The 16,710-nt window shown below is 75.1% G+C and carries 14 protein-coding genes and 1 riboswitch; of the genes, 6 read left to right on the plus strand and 8 right to left on the minus strand.

Features of this window, described 5'->3' with window-relative positions:
- Positions 1-142: 142 nt before the first annotated feature.
- Positions 143-2,917 (plus strand): LuxR C-terminal-related transcriptional regulator, encoded by a 2,775-nt coding sequence (locus tag O7618_RS02190; protein WP_278104268.1) that lies wholly within the window; start codon positions 143-145, stop codon positions 2,915-2,917.
- A gap of 9 nt (positions 2,918-2,926) precedes the next feature.
- Here the strand turns inward: O7618_RS02190 and O7618_RS02195 are convergent, their stop codons facing one another.
- Complete coding sequence (locus tag O7618_RS02195) at positions 2,927-3,478, minus strand: DsbA family protein (RefSeq protein WP_278104269.1); 552 nt, start codon at positions 3,476-3,478, stop codon at positions 2,927-2,929.
- 94 nt (positions 3,479-3,572) lie between these two features.
- Positions 3,573-4,025, minus strand: coding sequence for a BON domain-containing protein (locus O7618_RS02200; RefSeq protein WP_278104270.1), 453 nt, complete (start codon positions 4,023-4,025; stop codon positions 3,573-3,575).
- Positions 4,026-4,273: 248 nt separating this feature from the next.
- Between O7618_RS02200 and O7618_RS02205 the strand changes: the two genes are divergently transcribed.
- Positions 4,274-7,015, plus strand: coding sequence for a cellulose binding domain-containing protein (locus tag O7618_RS02205; protein ID WP_278104271.1), 2,742 nt, complete (start codon positions 4,274-4,276; stop codon positions 7,013-7,015).
- A gap of 76 nt (positions 7,016-7,091) precedes the next feature.
- Here the strand turns inward: O7618_RS02205 and O7618_RS02210 are convergent, their stop codons facing one another.
- Positions 7,092-7,496: a hypothetical protein gene (locus O7618_RS02210; RefSeq protein WP_278104272.1), complete on the minus strand. Its 405-nt coding sequence runs from the start codon at positions 7,494-7,496 to the stop codon at positions 7,092-7,094.
- A gap of 349 nt (positions 7,497-7,845) precedes the next feature.
- Between O7618_RS02210 and O7618_RS02215 the strand changes: the two genes are divergently transcribed.
- Together O7618_RS02215 and O7618_RS02220 are read left to right on the plus strand one after the other, a co-directional pair.
- Positions 7,846-8,205 carry an STAS domain-containing protein gene (locus O7618_RS02215; protein ID WP_278104273.1) on the plus strand — a complete coding sequence of 120 codons (360 nt, stop codon included), beginning with the start codon at positions 7,846-7,848 and terminating at the stop codon, positions 8,203-8,205.
- A 102-nt stretch (positions 8,206-8,307) separates the two neighbouring features.
- Entirely contained in the window at positions 8,308-8,760 is a 453-nt protein-coding gene (locus tag O7618_RS02220) for an SRPBCC family protein (protein ID WP_278104274.1), read from the plus strand.
- A gap of 337 nt (positions 8,761-9,097) precedes the next feature.
- On the opposite strand, the gene O7618_RS02225 is transcribed toward O7618_RS02220, so the two are convergent.
- From O7618_RS02225 to O7618_RS02240, 4 genes are all read right to left on the minus strand, one after another.
- On the minus strand, positions 9,098-10,195 hold the full coding sequence (locus O7618_RS02225; RefSeq protein ID WP_278104275.1) for a hypothetical protein: 1,098 nt from the start codon (positions 10,193-10,195) through the stop codon (positions 9,098-9,100).
- Positions 10,196-10,199: 4 nt separating this feature from the next.
- Positions 10,200-10,330, minus strand: a riboswitch (cyclic di-AMP (ydaO/yuaA leader).
- A 145-nt stretch (positions 10,331-10,475) separates the two neighbouring features.
- Positions 10,476-11,390 carry a cation diffusion facilitator family transporter gene (locus tag O7618_RS02230; protein WP_278104276.1) on the minus strand — a complete coding sequence of 305 codons (915 nt, stop codon included), beginning with the start codon at positions 11,388-11,390 and terminating at the stop codon, positions 10,476-10,478.
- Positions 11,391-11,466: 76 nt separating this feature from the next.
- The gene (locus O7618_RS02235) at positions 11,467-13,584 is read right to left on the minus strand and encodes an AAA family ATPase (RefSeq protein WP_278104277.1); all 2,118 of its coding nucleotides are present in this window, start codon (positions 13,582-13,584) and stop codon (positions 11,467-11,469) included.
- A gap of 188 nt (positions 13,585-13,772) precedes the next feature.
- The gene (locus O7618_RS02240) at positions 13,773-14,741 is read right to left on the minus strand and encodes an alpha/beta hydrolase (protein WP_278104278.1); all 969 of its coding nucleotides are present in this window, start codon (positions 14,739-14,741) and stop codon (positions 13,773-13,775) included.
- Positions 14,742-14,884: 143 nt separating this feature from the next.
- On the opposite strand from O7618_RS02240, the gene O7618_RS02245 reads away from it, so the two are divergent.
- The gene (locus O7618_RS02245) at positions 14,885-15,520 is read left to right on the plus strand and encodes a carbonic anhydrase (RefSeq protein ID WP_278104279.1); all 636 of its coding nucleotides are present in this window, start codon (positions 14,885-14,887) and stop codon (positions 15,518-15,520) included.
- Positions 15,521-15,558: 38 nt separating this feature from the next.
- Here O7618_RS02245 and O7618_RS02250 read toward each other — a convergent pair whose 3' ends face one another.
- Positions 15,559-15,888 (minus strand): hypothetical protein, encoded by a 330-nt coding sequence (locus tag O7618_RS02250; RefSeq protein WP_278104280.1) that lies wholly within the window; start codon positions 15,886-15,888, stop codon positions 15,559-15,561.
- 327 nt (positions 15,889-16,215) lie between these two features.
- On the opposite strand from O7618_RS02250, the gene O7618_RS02255 reads away from it, so the two are divergent.
- Complete coding sequence (locus O7618_RS02255; RefSeq protein WP_278104281.1) at positions 16,216-16,707, plus strand: DUF3145 domain-containing protein; 492 nt, start codon at positions 16,216-16,218, stop codon at positions 16,705-16,707.
- Positions 16,708-16,710 lie beyond the last annotated feature (3 nt).

Below are 16,710 nucleotides of genomic sequence, written 5' to 3' on the forward strand. Positions count from 1 at the left end.
GTCACGGGGCGGCCGACGGTGCGCGGCCGGCCGCCCCACGTAGCCCCAGCGTGACGGTGGCCCGGGTGACACCGGCTCGCCCCGAAGGGGTGAACCGGCGCGCTCCGGGTAACCGCCCCCCGCACCGACGGGGGAGGAACGCATGCCGCAGGAGGCCGACCCGGTCCGGCTGGACACCGCCCCGGCCGAGCCCGCCGTCCGGGGGGACGCGGTGGCGTCGCCGGACGTCGCCGTGCGGGCGGACGGAGTGGCGTCGCCGGACGCCCGGGCCGGCTCGCCGAGCGGTCGGGGCGTCCCGGCGGCTGGCCCGCCGCTGCTCGGGTCCCGGTTGGCGCCGCCCCCGCCGCCCGGGCCGACGGTGCTCCGGCCCCGGCTGCTGGACCGGCTGGAGCGCGGCACGGCCGGGCCGGTCACCCTGCTCCTCGCCCCGGCCGGCTGGGGCAAGACGACACTGCTGTCCGGTTGGGCCCGGTCGGAGCGGACCGGGCCGACGCCGGTCTGGGTGACCGTGGCGGACGGCGACACCACCGGCCGGCTCTGGGCGTACCTGGCCGCGGCGCTGCGCACCGCCGTCGCCGGGGACCCGGACGAGGGGCCGCCACCGCCGATGCCGGACGGCCCGCCCCGGCCGGAGCAGCTCGAGGCGCTCGCCGCCGCGCTCGGCGCCCGGGAGCGCCCGGTGCTGCTGGTCCTGGACGACCTGCACCGGGTGACCGACCCGGCGGCGCTGGCCGGGCTGGAGTTCCTGCTCCGCCACGGCGACGGACGGTTGCGGCTGGTCGCGGGCGCGCGGCGGGAACCGCCGCTGGCCCTGCACCGGTGGCGGTTGGCCGGCGAGCTGACCGTGCTCGGCCCGGACGAGCTGGCGTTCACCGCCGACGAGGTGGCCGATCTGCTTGTCGCGCACGGCGTGCCGGTGCCGGCCGAGGCGGTGCCCCGGCTCGTCGAGCGGACCGGGGGCTGGCCCGCCGGGCTGCGGTTCGCCGCGCTGACGCTGGCCGCCGGCACCGACCCGGCGCGCGCCGTGCACCAGATCAGCGGCGACCAGCCGGACGTCGCCGCCTACCTGCGGGACGAGGTGCTCGCGCCGCTGGACCCGGCGGCCCGCGACGTGCTGAGCCGCAGCGCGGTGGCGGTCGCGGTCGGCGCCGACCTGGCCGCCGCGCTGACCGGCCGGGCCGACGCCGGGCACCTGCTGGCCGAGGCGGCCCGGGAGGGCGGCTTCGTCCAGCAGGACGGGGGCAGCCCGCCCTGGTACCGGCCGCATCCGCTGCTGGCCGACCTGCTCCGCGCCGAGCTGGGCCGGCTGCCCGCCGAGGAGCTGCGCGAGTTGCACCGACGGGCGGCCGCCTGGTTCGCCGGGCACGACCGGCCGGCCGAGGCGCTGCGGCACGCGCTGACCGCCGGCGAGTGGGCCGACGCCGCCGAGCTGCTGGTCACCCGCTGGCCGGAGCTGGCGCCGGACGAGCCGGCCCCGGCCGCCGCGCCCGCCCCGCCCGAGCCGCCGGCCGAGGAGGTGCTCCGGCACCCGGAGCTGGCGCTGGCCGCGGCGGCCGAGCGGGCGTACGCCGGGGACCCGGCGGCCGCGGACGGGCAGCTCCGACGGGCGTCCGCGGCGGACCTGCCGGCGCCGCGTCGCGCGCGGTTCCGCCGGTTGGCCACCGCGGTCGAGCTGAGCCTGGCCCGGCTCACCGGGAACCACGAGGAGGTACGCCGGGCCGCCGACCGCCTGCTCGCGGAGGTGACGGGCGGCGACTCCGACGACGTGCGGGCGGTGGCCGGTGCCGCGCACGGGCTCGTCGCGCTCGCCGAGGGGGAGCTGACGGTGGCCGGCGGGCGGTTCGCCACGGCGCTGGGCGCGGCGCGTCGGGCCGGCCGGGCGCGTACCGAACTGCTCTGTGCCAGTCGTTCGGCCGTGCTGGAGGCGGCCCGGGGCGCGCTGACCGCCGCCGAGGAGCACGCCCGGGAGGCGCTGGCCATGCCGCCCTGCCGGGGCTGGTCCTCCCGGCTGGACTGCGGCTACGCGTACCTCGCCCTGGCGCTGGCGCACTGGCAGCGGGACCGGCCGGCGGAGGCCGCCGCCCATCTGGCGCTGGCCGGGCCGGCCGGCGCGGAGCCGGGCGGCGCGGCGCTCGTCGCGCTCTGCCGGGCGGGGCTGCTCGCCGACGGCGGCGACCCGGCCGCGGCGCTGCGCACGCTCGCCGCGGCCCGGGCGGCGGCGCCCGGTCCGGAGCTGGGCGCGTGGCTCACCGCCGCCGAGGCGCAGTTGCGTGCCGACGTCGGCGACCCGGCCGGTGGTCGCGCGCTGCTGGACGCGGCGGGCGGCGCGGCACCCGACCCGGCGCTGGCGGTGGCCTCGGCCCGGCTGTGGCTGGCCACCGGTGACGCCGGCGCGGCGGAGCGGGCGCTGCCCGACTGGCCCGGGCCCGACGCGACGCGCTGGCCGCTGCCGGTACGCTTGGGCGCCGGGTTGCTGGACGCGGCGTTGGCCGGCGCGGCCGGGGACGGCCGGCGGGCCGGGCGGCTGCTGGAGGAGGTGCTGGCGCTGGCCGAGCCGGAGGGCTGCCGGCGGGTCTTCACCCGGGCCGAGCCGGGGCTGCGCGACCTGCTCGCCACCCACCTGGACTCCGGCACCGCCTACTGGGCCACCGTCGACGGCCTGCTCCGCGCCGTCGACGCCTCCCGGGCCGGCGGCGCCCCGGACGCGCCGGCGCGGGTGCTGGCCGAGCCGCTCACCGAGCGGGAGCTGACCATCCTGCGCTACCTCCAGAGCATCCTGTCCAACGTGGAGATCGCCGCGGAGCTGTCGCTGTCGGTCAACACGGTCAAGACGCACGTGCGCAACATCTATCGCAAGCTCGACGCCACCCGCCGGCGCGAGGCGGTCCGGCGGGCGCGCGAGCTGCGGCTGATCTGACCGGGCGGGTCACGCGCCGGCGGCGGCGTCCACCACGGCGAGCAGCTCGGCCAGGTCGTAGCCGCCGTCGTGGCGGGTGTCGTTGACGAACAGCGTCGGGGTGCCGTTGACCCCGCTGCGGATCCCGCCCACGAAGTCCTGCCGGACCCGGTCGGCGTGGGCCTGCCGCCCCACCTCGGCGCTCACCTCGTCGGGCGCCAGCCCGACCTGCTCCACGCCGAGCGACAGGTGCACCGGGTCGAGTTGGTCCTGGTGTTCGTAGAGCCAGTCGTGCATCTCCCAGAACCGGCCACGCGCGCCGGCCGCCTCGGCGGTCTCCGCCGCGTTCTCCGCGTACGGGTGGACGTTGGTGATCGGGAAGTGGCGGTACGCCAGCCGCACCACGTCGGCCCGCTGGCGCAGCACCTCGGCCAGGTTGGGGTAGGCGGCGCCGCAGAACCGGCACTGGAAGTCGCCGTACTCGACGATGGTGACCGGCGCGTCGACCGGCCCGCGCACGTGGTCCCGCTCGCCGACCGGGATCCGTAGCCGGGCGGTGGTGACCTGCAACGGCGTCGTCATCGGGCGTCCATTCGCCGGTTCGGATCACTCATGCCTCCCACCCTCGCCCGCGCCCGGGTGAGTCCGGCTCACCCGGGCCGGGTGGTTCCGGGGCTCAGCCGGCGCGTACCGCGATCCCGTTGCGCAGCCCGCACACGCCGGGCAGCCGGGCGACGGAGCGTTCGGCGGCCCGCCGCTGGTACTCCCAGTCGACCTCGCCGTGCAGCGTGACCCAGCCGTCGGCGACCGTCACGTGCAGCGCCCCGACCGGCGCGAACGCCTCCCACTCCAGGGCCCGCACGGCCGCGACGGCGATCTCCGGGTCGTCCCGGCCGGGCGCGGCGGCGATCCGGACGGCGAGGTCGTCGGCGACCGCGCGCACCCCGGCGACCCGGTGCGCGGCCTGCTCGGCCGACCACTTCGCCGGGTAGCCGTCCACCCGGCCGGTCAGCGTCACCACGCCGCCGGCGACGCTCGCCCCCACGTCGTCGAGGCCCGCCCGGGCCAGCGCGTCCCGCACGGCGGACCGGATCTCCCGGTCGGTACGCGTGCTCGTCTCGGTGGCCATCCCGCTCTCCTCCCGGTCGGTCGGCGGCGCGGTCGCGCAAACCCGATGCTGCGCGTCGTCGGGGTGAGTCGTCCTCATCCAGACCGGATGACGTGGGAGCGCTTCCATGAACCGACCGACCGGCGTACGCTGAGGATCCCTCGGCTGCGGGAGCCAGCACGCCGACGGGGAGCCCGGGCCGCTCCCCGACGCCGCGTCACCCCCTGCTCCCGTTCCCTCACCACAGGGCATCCGAGAGGACCGCTCCAATGCGCAGAAGTCTCGCCGGGCTGGCCGCCGTCGCGCTGGCCGCCACGGCGGCGGCCGTCGTCGTGCCGCTCGTCACCACCGGCGCGCCCCCGGCCTCCGCCGCGGCCGCCGAGCCGTACACCTGGAAGAACGTCCGGATCGACGGCGGCGGCTTCGTGCCCGGCATCGTCTTCAACCCCACCGAGAAGAACCTGATCTACGCGCGGACCGACATCGGCGGGGCGTACCGCTGGGAGCAGGCCACCGGCTCGTGGACGCCGTTGCTGGACTGGGTCGGCGCGGACCGGTGGGGCTGGAACGGGGTGGTCAGCCTGGCCACCGACCCGGTGCAGACCAACCGGGTGTACGCGGCGGTCGGCATGTACACGAACGACTGGGACCCGAACAACGGGGCGATCCTGCGCTCGACCGACAAGGGCGCCACCTGGCAGGCCACCGAGTTGCCGTTCAAGAACGGCGGCAACATGCCCGGCCGGGGCATGGGGGAGCGGCTCGCCGTCGACCCCAACCGGAACAGCGTCCTCTACTACGGCGCCGAGGGTGGCAACGGCCTGTGGCGCAGCACCGACTACGGGGTGACCTGGGCCAGGGTGGCCGCCTTCCCGAACGTGGGCAACTACCGGGCCGACCCGAACGACAGCAGCGGCTACCAGAGCCAGAACCAGGGCCTGACCTGGGTGAGCTTCGACAAGAGCACGGGTACGGCCGGCGCCGCCACGAACACGATCTACGTCGGCGTGGCGGACAAGCAGAACCCGGTCTACCGCAGCACCGACGCCGGCGTCACCTGGGAGCGGATCCCCGGCCAGCCGACCGGCTACCTGGCACACAAGGGCGTGGTGGACCCGGTCGGCGGCTTCCTCTACATCGCCACCAGCGACACCGGTGGCCCGTACGACGGCGGCAAGGGTGACGTGTGGAGGTTCGACCGGGCGACCGGCGCGTGGACGCGGATCAGCCCGGTCCCGTCGTCCAGCGGGGACGCCTACTTCGGCTACTCCGGACTGACCATCGACCGCCAGCACCCGAACACGCTCATGGTCGCCACCCAGATCTCCTGGTGGCCGGACGCGATCTTCTGGCGCAGCACCGACGGGGGCGCGACCTGGACCCGGATCTGGGACTTCACCAGCTATCCGAACCGGAGCAAGAGATACGCCATGGACGTCAGCTCGGTGCCGTGGCTGACGTTCGGGTCGAATCCGGCCCCGCCGGAGGAGACCCCGAAGCTGGGCTGGATGAACGAGTCGCTGGAGATCGACCCGTTCGACAGCGACCGGATGATGTACGGCACCGGCGCGACGATCTACGGCACCACCGGCCTGACCAAGTGGGACACCGGCGGCACGTTCACCATCACGCCGATGGTGAAGGGGCTGGAGGAGACCGCGGTGCTCGACCTGATCAGCCCGCCGTCCGGGGCGCCGCTGGTCAGCGGGCTCGGCGACGTCGGCGGCTTCCGGCACACCGACCTCGGCGCGGTGCCGCCGATGATGTTCACCCAGCCGGGGTTCACCAGCACCACCAGCCTCGACTACGCGGAGACCAAGCCCGCGGTGATGGTGCGGGCCGGCAACTTCACCGACTCCGACCGGCCCAACGACAGCCATGTGGCCTTCTCCACCGACGGCGGGGCCAACTGGTTCCAGGGCACCGAACCCGGCGGGATCAACAACGGCGGCACGGTGGCCGCGTCCGCGGACGGCGGCCAGTTCGTCTGGTCGCCCGGCGACGCCGGGCAGCAGGTGGTCCGCTCGGTCGGCTTCGGCAACTCGTGGACCGCCGCCACCGGCATCCCGGCCAACGCGACGGTCGAGTCCGACCGGGTCAACCCGAACAAGTTCTACGGCGTCAGCGCCGGGAAGTTCTACGTCAGCACCAACGGCGGGGCGAGCTTCACCGCCACCGCGGCGACCGGACTGCCCACCACCGGCGTCAAGTTCAAGGCGCTGCCCGGGGTCGAGGGCGACCTCTGGCTGGCGGGCGCGGGTGGCCTGTGGCACTCCACCAACTCCGGGGCCAGCTTCACGAAGCTGACCGGCGTGTCGTCGGCGGTGAACGTCGGCTTCGGCAAGGCGGCGCCCGGGAAGACCTACCCGGCGTTGTTCACCGTCGGCACGGTCGACGGCACGGCCGGGGTGCACCGTTCCGACGACGCCGGCGCGACGTGGGTGCGGATCAACGACGACAAGCACCAGTACGGCAACGCGGGCGAGGCGCTCACCGGCGACCCGCGCGTCTACGGCCGGGTCTACCTGGGCACCAACGGCCGGGGCATCCTGGTGGCGGACCGGCTCGGCGGCACGCCGACGCCGACCCCCACCTCGGCGAGCCCGACGCCGACCCCGTCCTCGCCGTCGCCCTCGCCGACCCCGACGCCCACGCCGACCCCCACCCCGACCGCGCCGAGTCCCACGCCGACCCCGTCGTCGACCGGGCGCGGGTGCGCGGCCGCCTACGCGGTGACGAACACCTGGCCGGGTGGTTTCCAGGGCGAGGTGGCGGTGCGCAACTCCGGCACCACGCCGATCGCCGGGTGGACGCTGACCTGGACCTTCCCGGACGGTCAGCGGATCTCCCAGCTGTGGAGCGGGTCGTACACGCAGACCGGCGCGGCAGTGACGGTCACCGACGCGGGCTGGAACGGCAACCTCGGCGTCGGCGGGTCGACCACTGTCGGCTTCACCGGCACCGCGACCGGCGGCAACCGCGCGCCGACCGTCTCCTGCGCCGCCCGCTGAGCCGGGGAGAAGGCACGACAGCGGTGGCCGCTCCCGAGTGTGGGGGCGGCCACCGTTCTGCGGGTGAGCCGTTCGGTCAGCCGTCCAGGCCGGCCGGGGAGTTCGGCCGGTCGACGTCCACGAACTCGATCTCGTCGGCGCCGCCGTCGCGGCTGCCGGCGGCACGGGCGGCGGTGCCGGCGGCCCAGCCGATGGCCGCGCCGGCCAGGGCCGCCGCGATCAACAACGTCCAGGGCAGCGCGGGACGGCGACCGGCGAGCGCGTCGAAGGCGAGGCCGGCCCGTCGGCGTGCCTCGTCGGCGGCGGAGCCGACCAGGTCGGTGGCGTCGTCGGCCAGGCCGGAGGAGCTGCGGCGGGCGGTGCGGGTGACGTCGCGCACGCTGTCCCCGGCGGAACCGACCGCGGAGAGCAGGTGCTGCCACGCCTGGTCCGCGACCCGCTCGGGCTTGCTGCGGCGGTCGATCAGGCTGGATCCGAACATTGTTCTACCTCCTCGGGGTGCCACTCCCGCTGGGCAGTGCCCCACCCGCTGCCGTCCCAAACGCCCGACCGCTCACCCGAACGCGCCGACGGGTGGGTGTTCCCCGGGACGTGCGCGGGCCCGCTACCCTGGGTCGGCGGATCGGTCGACCCGGCTCGGTCGTTCGGCTGGTCACGGTCCGCGTCGAAGGGGAATTCGGAACCCGGAGGTCCGGATTGGGCTCGCCCAGGTGTGCCCAGTCCGCGAATTGCTCATCCCGGGGGGTGGCGACCGGGGCCGTTGGAGGAATACTCTCGGTCGCGGCCCGCGTACTGATGAGGCGCCCGTTGGGGCGAGTGGAGGTGCTCGCGTGAGCCTGTCGATCGTGAAGTCGTTGCGTCCGGGTGGTGCCGTCCAGATCGCGCCCCGAGGGGAGATCGACGTCGACACCGCGTACGAGGTGCGGGAAGCGATCGCCGAGGTGCTCGCCAAGGGGCGCCCCGCGCGGATCGAGCTGAACATGCGGCTCGTGACGTTCATCGACTCCGTCGGCATCAGCGCCATGGTGGCCGGCTTCCAGACCTGCGAGGTCAGCGGCGTCAAGCTCGTGGTGACCGAGCCGAGCCGGTTCGTGCACCGCCAGCTCTGGGTGACCGGCCTGCTCGGCCTCTTCGGCGCGCCCGAGCCCTGGTTCGCCGACGACACCCCCGAGGTGCTCCCCGGCGCCTGACGCCCGCCGACCGGCCCCACCGACCGGAGGACCTTCGACCCGTTGCCAGCTTGGCCCCGGTACGGGACGATCGTCCGGACCCACGACGGCGAGGGGGACCGGTTGCAGAGTAGCGACAGTTTCAGCTACACCGTGCAGGCCCGGTGCCGCCGGGCGGATGCGGTGGACCTGCTCGGTGACCTGAGCCGGCAGGGTGAGCTGCATCCGTTGATCGTGCGGGTGCGGCAGTTGCCGCCCCGGCCCGGTGCGCTGGCCAGCTATGCGATCACCGACCGGCTGGAACTCGGACCGCTGCACTTCCCGGTGACCTACCAGGCCGACGTGTTGATCGCCAACGACGACGAGGTGGTCACCGTGGCACGGCAGCAACCGGCGACCACGGTGCGCAACCACACCCGGCTGCGCGACGAGCCCGACGGCGTGGTGCGGATCGACGTGGAGATCACTCTCACCGCGCCGGCGCCGCTGTTCGGCTACGCGTTCCGCCAGGCCCGGGCGGCCCACCTGGGCCTCGCCGCCCGGCTCGGCGCGACCCTGGAGGGCCGGCCGGCCTGACCCGCCCCCATGGCTTGTGGGTGGAGACGGGGTGAGCAGCGCGCTGGCGGTCCCGATCAGCCAGACCGCCACGCTCAGCGGCGCGAACAGCCAGGTCACCAGCAACGCCGCCGCCGGATAGACCACCTCGGGGTCGGCCCCGCGCAGCCCGGCCACGCCGAGCGCGAGCAGCGTCAGGTCGGTGCCGAGCCAGCCCAGCGACGTGGTCAGGTGCGCGGCGAGCAGCACTTTGCGGCCGGCGGGGGAGAGTCGTCTCATGCCACCGATCGTCGGCCGCCGCGTGGCCCACGTCGTGGGTCAGGCGGCGACACCAGGCGTACGTCGGTGAGCGTAGTGCTCAGTAGACCGACAGGTGCACGTGGTTGGTGTGGTCGCTGGACGGGTCGCCGTTGCCACCGCTGTACGACTTCCACCCGCTGCTGGGCAACCAGATCCGCTTGAACCAGATCACGTAGAGCACGGCGAGCGGGTCGGCGTTGCGGATGAAGTACGCGGACAGGTTGTTGCCGTACGTCTTGTCCCCGCCGCTGGCGACTCCGCCGAAGCCGTCCTTCTGCGCCGCGAAGTCGCAGGCCCGCCCCTTCGGGTGCTCACCGGAGCCGCTGGGCCGATGGCAGGAGACGTACCTGGTGAAGCCGGCCGCCTTGGCCTGCTGCAACGCGTGCAGCGTGCGCGGGGTGATGCAGCCGCTGGCCGGCGTCGGGTCGTTGACGCTGCACGACTCCGCAGGCCAGGAGCCGTCGGAGTTGCGCTTGGCCGGCTTCGCGTTCGCCGTGGACGTGCCCCGGGTGCTGCCGCCGTCGTCGCCCGCGTCGCTGCCGCGGCTCGGGGCCGGCCGCCGGTTGGCGACCTCCAGCGCCCGCTCGGCCTGGTTCTTGCGCTTCGCCATCAGCGTGACCTGCTTGCGCTGTTCGGTGATCTCGCCGTCGAGCGCGGCGCGGGTGCGGGTCGCCTCGTCCCGGGTGGCGATCAGGTCGCGCAGCGTCCGGTCCTCGTGCGCGGCGACCGTCTCCAGCGCCGCGGCCCGGTCCATGAAGCCTTCCGGCGTCCGGCTGGCGAGCAGTGCCGCGGCGGTGCCCATCCGGCCGGTGCGGTACGCCACCCCGGCGATCTCACCGACCTTGGCGTCGCGTTCGGCCAACTCCACGTCGATGGTCTTGAGTCGGTCGTTGAGCTGCTTCTGCCGGGTCACCGAGCGGTTCAGCGCGGCCTTCGCCTCCAGCCAGCCCTTGCTGGCCGCGTCGAGCTGGTCGCGCAGCGCGGGGGTGCCGCCCTCGTCGTCGCCGGGCGCGGCGGCGAGCAGGCCGGTCGGGGAGGCCGCCCGCGCCGCCGGGGCGGGGGAGACCGGCACGGTCCCGACGCCGAGGGCCAGCGTCGCGACGAGTAGGGCCGCCAACCGGGCGGCCGTCCGTCGTACAGGTGCCACTGTGGGCATTCGCGTGTCCTTCCGTCAACCGCCGACCGGGTTAGCTGACGGGTTCGGGACGGAAGATCCCTACCGCTGACGCGGATGCACCCCACGTACGTGGTTCCCCGGCTCGCCCTGCGGGCGATTAGGCGCCGGCCGCGCCCACGGGTGCCGGAGTGACGCCCGAGGTGTGGCCGCGGCCGAGCCTACCGGCGTTGCCCGGAGCCGGCTCCGCCACCCGGAGCCGGTAACCGGGCAAAACCGGCATAGGCCAACAATAACCACGCTGATTTAAGTCTGTCCTCAATTACCACCCGGTCGGGCCACAGGTGCCGGCTGACGCTCCGGGTTCGATCTGCAACGTGGCGTGGTCGATCGAGAAGTCCTCGTGCAGCGCGGCCCGGGCCGCGGCCAGCACGTTGGCGACCTCGGCGCCCCCGTCGACGGTGAGGTGCGCCGAGGCGACGTCCATGCCCGAGGTGAGCGTCCAGACGTGCAGGTCGTGCACCTCGGCCACGCCGGGCACGGCGGCCAGCCGGTCGTGCACCGCGGTCACCTGGAGGTGCTCCGGTGCGGCCTGCACCAGGATGCGCACCGCGGCGCGGCCGAGCCGCCAGGTGCGCGGCAGGATGAACAGGCCGATCGCCACCGCGACCACCGGGTCGGCCCACCACCAGTCGGTGAGCGCGATGACCAGCGCGGCGCCGATCACGCCGAGCGAGCCGAGCAGGTCGCCCAGCACCTCCAGATAGGCGCCCCGCAGGTTGATGCTCTCCTGCGCGCCGGAGCGCAGCAGCGCGAACGCGGCGACGTTGGCGAACAGGCCGAGCACGGCGACCACGAGCATCGGGCCGGCGAGCACCTCGGGCGGCTCGCCGAACCGGCGGACCGCCTCGACGAGGACGTAGATCGCGACGGCGCCGAGCAGCACCGCGTTCGCCAGCGCCGCGAGCACCTCGAGTCGGTAGAGCCCGAACGTGCGCTGCGGGTCGGTGCGGGCGCGTCGGGTGGCGCTGATCGCCGCGAGCGCCATGCCGATGCCCAGCACGTCGGTGAACATGTGCCCGGCGTCGGAGAGCAGGGCGAGCGAGCCGGTCGTGACGGCGGCCACCGCCTCGACCAGCATCAGCGCGGCGAGCAGCGCGAAGGCGGCCCAGAGTCGCCCTGCGTGGCGGTGCGCCGCGTTCGCCACCGCGCCGCTGTGGTCATGACCTGCGCCCACGCACACACCCTCCGCCTCGTGCCCCGGCCGGAACCAATCTATGCTCACATCGCTATGTGTGCAAGTGAGGGTGGGGTCACGCCACCGGGTCGAGCGTGGTCAGGCGCTGGGTGGCCCGGGAGAGCGCCACGTAGAGCGTGCGGACCCCGGAACCCGGATCGGCCCGGATCTCACCCGGCGCCACCAGCACCACACCGTCGTACTCCATGCCCTTGGCCTGCAGGCTGGTCACCACCTGGAGCCGGCCGCCGCCCAGCTCGCCCAGCCAGCCGGCCACCTCGTCCCGGCGCGGCACCGGCGTGATCACGCCGACCGTCCCCTCCACCTCGGCCAGCAGCGTCCGGGCCGCCTCGACAGTGGCCGCCGGCAGCTCGGCGGCGGCCACCGTGCGCCGCACCGGCGGCACGCCGGTGGACCGCACCGCGTCGGGCAACGCCAGATCCGGGTACAGCCGGCGGATCTCCGCCGCCGCCACCGCGAAGATCTCCGCCGAGTTGCGGTAGTTGGTGGTCAGCTCGTAGCGGTGCCGGCGACGCCGGCCCAACGCCTGGTCCCGGGCCCGGTCCAGCTCCTGCGGGTCACCGGTCCAGGCGGTCTGCGCCGGATCGCCGACCACGGTCCAGGACGCCAGGCGGCCGCGCCGTCCGACCATCCGCCACTGCATCGGCGACACGTCCTGCGACTCGTCCACCACCACGTGCGCGTAGTCGCGGTAGTCCGCCGGACGCTCCCGGGCCGCCGCCCGCGCGGCGCGCTGCCGATCGGCGTACGTGCTCAGCTCCCGCACGCCGCCGGCGAGCTGGTACGGGTCGCGCTTCGGCTTCGCCCGCCGCACCGGCGTGCCGAGCAACGCGTCCAGCTCGTCCAGCAGGGCGATGTCGGCGACGGTCAGCCCGTCGGTGTCGAGCGTCCGGTAGGCGTCGGTGAGCAACCGGATCTCGGCCGAGGAGAGGACCCCGCCGGCGTACCGGCGCAGCCGCTCCGGCCGGGCCAGCCAGCCCAGCACGTGGCGCGGGTGCAGCCGGGGCCACCAGGCCTTGAGGAACTCGCGGAACTCCGGCCGCTCGATGATCTCGTCCTCGAACGCCGGCTGCTCCGGCAGCCGGCCCACCCGCAGCGTGCGGGCCTGCGCGAAGAGCGCGGCGAGCACCGCGTCGAACGCGGCCCGGCGCACCTCGTTACGGCGCGCGCCCCGGGTCAGCGTCCGGTCCCGCACCGCGTCCAGCGCCGGCCGGTCCAGCCGCAGCAGCTCCCCGCGGTAGAGCAGGCGCAGCTCCGCCGGGGAGTCCGGCACCGCGTCCCGGACCGCGCGCTCCAGCACCCGGCGCATCCGCAGCGAACCCTTCACCGCCGCCACCTCCGGCGGGTCGGTCCGGGTCGCGGACAGGCCCGGGAAGAGCGAGCCGAGCGAGTGCAGGGTGGCGGTCTCCTCGCCGAGCGACGGCAGCACCGACGCGATGTACTCGACGAACACGCCCGACGGCCCGACCACCAGGATGCCGCCGCCGGCGTACCGGGCCCGGTCGGAATAGAGCAGGTACGCGGCCCGGTGCAGGGCCACCGCCGTCTTGCCGGTGCCCGGGCCGCCGGAGACGATCGTGACGCCGTTGCCGGGGGAGCGGATCGCCTCGTCCTGCTCCCGCTGGATGGTGGCCACGATGTCGCGCATGCCCCGGCCGGTGGCCCGGGACAGCGTGGCCAGCAACGCGCCGTCGCCGACCACCGCCAGGTCCGGCGGGGCGGCCTCCGGGTCCAGCAGGTCGTCCTCGATCCGGGTGACCTTCTCCGCCGTGGACTGGATCGTGCGCCGCCGCACCACGCCGCGCGGCTCGGCCGGCGTGGCCTGGTAGAACGCCGCCGCCGCGGGGGCCCGCCAGTCCACCACCAGCGTCTCGGCGTCGTCGGCGCGCACGCCGAGCCGGCCCACGTGCAGCACCTGCCCGGTCCGCAGGTCCAGCCGGCCGAAGACCAGCCCCTCGTGCTCGGCGTCCAGCACGTGCCGGCGCTGGGCGGCGTGGAAGACCATCGCGTCCCGCTCGACCAGCGCGCCGAAGGTGCCGACCCGGGCCAGCTGGTACCCCTCCCGCTCGGCGGCGGCCGCGGACCGGCGCAGTTCGGCCAGCCGGGCGTACACCCGGTCGAGGTGCCGCTGCTCGGCGGCGATCTCCCGGTCCAGCGTGGTCTGGTCGGTCAACGCGGTGCTCCTGTGGTCGGACGGCACGACGGGCTGAATGAGGGTACGGGCCGCCGGCAAACCGGACGTCGGGGCCATGCCGCTGACCGGCACACGGCCGGTGTCGCCTGCCCCTTATCCGGCCGTTCCCACCCGTTTCCCGGCCGTTCGGCCGCGGGGCAGGCGGCCACCCGTCTCCCGGCCGCGGATCAGGCCGCCACCCGACGAGCGGCCGACCGGCGTCGCCGACCGTCGACCGACCGGGTGGCCGGCGGGGCCGAGCCGGCGAGCACCCGGTTCACCACGCCCGCGACGGCGGCGTTCACCACGTCCGGGCGCTCCATCATCAGCATGTGGCCGGCGCCGGGGCAGACGGTCAGCTCCGCGGTGGGCAGCGCCGCCGCGATCGACTCGGCGCAGGGCGGCGGGGTCAGCCGGTCCCGGTCGCCGACCAGCGCGGCGGCCGGCAGCCCGCCGAGCGCGGCGAGCGTCTCCAGCCGGTGCTGGGCGCCGATCGAGGCGCGGAACCCGCCGATCGAGCGGAGCGTGGCGCGCGCCACCGCCGAGGTGACCAGGCGGATGTCGGCCGCGTCGCAGCGGTCGCCGAAGAGCATCCAGCGGATGCTGGGGCGCAACGCGCGCAGCAGCGCGTGCGGCGGACGCCAGCCGCCGCAGCGGGCCAGCACGCCGGCCCCGGTGGTCTCCGCGAGACGGATCAACCGGGTGATCCGGGGCGAGAGCCCGTAGGCGGTGTGCGTGTGCCCCTCCGCGGTGGTCGAGACGAAGACCAGGCCCGCGGTGCGGGCGGCGAACCGGTCGGGGTGGCGGTGCGCGTACTCCATCACGGTCATTCCGCCCATCGAGTGCCCGACCAGCACGACCGGGCCGGACGGGGCGAACGCGTCGACCACCGCGGCCAGGTCGTCGCCGAGCTGGGCCAGGGTGGCGTCACGCAGGGCCAGGCAGCTCGACCGGCCGTGGCCGCGCGCGTCGTAGGCGACCGTCCGGACCCGGTCGCCGAAGCGCTCCCGCAGGTCGGCGAGTTGCCGGTGCCAGCTGCGCCCGTCGAGTGTCCAGCCGTGCAGCAGGACCACGGTGACCTCGGCGTCCACCGGCCCGGTCGCCGTGACGTGCAGGCGCACGTCGTCGGGAAGCCGCAGTTCCTGGTGCTCCGGCATCGTCCACCTCCCCGGACCGCTGGGCCACCGGAGTGACCCGGCGGTAACACCGGCGTTACCCGCCATGACACCATGGCAACCGGGGCGGTGAGAAGATTCGCCGTCCGCCCGCGCCGGGTCGGATCGGTGACCAGGCTGGGGGCATGCCGACCACGCCCGCCGCCCGGAGCCCCCGGGCCGCCCTGGCCGAGCTGCTCACCGGCAACCGCCGCTTCGTCAGCGGTCAGCCGCTGCACGGGCACGACGTCAGCGCCGCCGCGGCGGTGGCCTCCGGCGACCAGCAGCCGTACGCGGTGGTGCTGGGTTGCATCGACTCCCGGGTGCCGCTGGAGGCGATCTTCGACCAGACGTTCGGGTCGATCTGCGTGATCCGCACCGGTGCGCACGTGCTGGATCTGGCCGTCCGCGGTTCGATCGAGTACGTGGTGGGGCAGCTCGGCGTACGGCTGGTGATGGTGCTCGGCCACGAGCGCTGCGGCGCGGTCGCCTCGACAGTCGACGCGTTGCGCACCGGGCACCGGCCGGACGGGGCGCTGGCCTATGTGGTGGACCGGATCGCGCCGGCGGTGCTCGAGGTCGGGCTGGACGACCCGGCCGCGCATCCGCTGGCGATCCGCCGGCACGTGCGGCGGACGGTGGCCGCGTTGCGCGCCGACGACCGGCTCGCCGCCCCGGTCGCGGCCGGTGAGCTGGCCGTGGTGGGCGCGCTCTACGAGCTGGCCACCGGCGAGGTCACGGTGCTGGCGGAGGAGGAGACGCGCGACCGCCCGCCGGGGTGATCCCCGACGGGCGGTCGTGGTGGTGCGGGTGAGGGCGCTCAGCCCTCGAAGACGCCGGCCTCGACGAGACGCTTCTCGGTCGCGTCCCAGCCGTGGTCCGGGTGGGCCGCGGCCAGGCCGTTGATCTCGGCGCGGATCTTGGCGGCGTGGCCGGCGGCGGCCAGCACCCGGATCTCCTCGACGAAGGCGTCGGAGTCGGTGCGCAGGTGCGCGGTCTTGCCGTTGGTCAGGTTGCGCACGTAGGCGTGCTTGCCGCCGTTGAGCGGGATCAGGTACTTGAACTCGCCCAGCACGCTGAGGGCGCCACCCTGGCCAGCCTGGCCGGCCCGGACTGACGCGCGCGCGGTCTTAGAGGTGTTGCTCGCCACGGAGGTACTCCTTGCAGACGTACGGTGGGGACGGGAAACGTCCGGGGGCTGATGCGGGTGACGCCCGGTTGGGCGCCGGCCCGCGAAGATGTGCGGCGGCACAGAACCGCCCAGAGAACTGTACACGACCACGACGCCTGGCTGGTCGTCGTGCCGTCACCGGGACACAACCGGGTCGGCCACCCGGGTATTTCCGACCGTCCGACCCCGGCGAATTTTCCGATTCGCTGGCGCACCACCTGTCACAACAGTCATCATGTGTGCCAGAGGCCACTCGGGTGACGAGGTCGTAGGGGAAGACGCACCTCGGCTCACCGGGAGGTCACCGTGCCAACGCGTGGCGTCGTATACGTCCACTCGACCCCGCTCGCCGTGTGCTCGCACGTCGAGTGGGCGATCGCGCGCGTCCTCGCCGCGCCGGTCAACCTGCACTGGACGGCGCAACCCGTCGACCACGGCGCGCGCCGCGCCGAGTGCGGCTGGACCGGCAGCCCGGGGACGGGCGCCGAGCTCGCTGCTGCCCTCCGGCAGTGGCCCATGATCCGTTTCGAGGTGACCGAGGAACCCAGTCCCGGCGTCGACGGCGAGCGCTTCATGTACGTCCCGGGGCGGGGCCTGTTCCGGGCCACCGCCGGCGCGGCCGGCGACATCCAGCTCGGCGAGGACCGGCTGCGCAGTCTGATGGCCGCCGCGCGCGCCCCGGAGGCGCTCGCGCACGCGCTGGACAAGGCGCTCGGCACCGCCTGGGACGCCGAGCTGGAGCCCTACCGCTACGCCGGCGACGGCGCCCCGGTGACGCTGCTCACCCGGGTGGGGTGACGG

Origin of the sequence: Micromonospora sp. WMMD980 (assembly GCF_029626035.1) — a bacterium.
Classification (GTDB): Bacteria; Actinomycetota; Actinomycetes; order Mycobacteriales; family Micromonosporaceae; genus Micromonospora.

Excerpts from the sequence above, each read along its gene's own strand:
- O7618_RS02225 (WP_278104275.1), bottom strand. The coding sequence starts at position 10,195 with ATGCCCACAGTGGCACCTGTACGACGGACGGCCGCCCGGTTGGCGGCC.
- O7618_RS02210 (WP_278104272.1), bottom strand. The coding sequence starts at position 7,496 with ATGTTCGGATCCAGCCTGATCGACCGCCGCAGCAAGCCCGAGCGGGTC.
- O7618_RS02205 (WP_278104271.1), top strand. The coding sequence starts at position 4,274 with ATGCGCAGAAGTCTCGCCGGGCTGGCCGCCGTCGCGCTGGCCGCCACG.
- O7618_RS02240 (WP_278104278.1), bottom strand. The coding sequence starts at position 14,741 with ATGCCGGAGCACCAGGAACTGCGGCTTCCCGACGACGTGCGCCTGCAC.
- O7618_RS02200 (WP_278104270.1), bottom strand. The coding sequence starts at position 4,025 with ATGGCCACCGAGACGAGCACGCGTACCGACCGGGAGATCCGGTCCGCC.
- O7618_RS02195 (WP_278104269.1), bottom strand. The coding sequence starts at position 3,478 with ATGACGACGCCGTTGCAGGTCACCACCGCCCGGCTACGGATCCCGGTC.
- O7618_RS02190 (WP_278104268.1), top strand. The coding sequence starts at position 143 with ATGCCGCAGGAGGCCGACCCGGTCCGGCTGGACACCGCCCCGGCCGAG.
- O7618_RS02245 (WP_278104279.1), top strand. The coding sequence starts at position 14,885 with ATGCCGACCACGCCCGCCGCCCGGAGCCCCCGGGCCGCCCTGGCCGAG.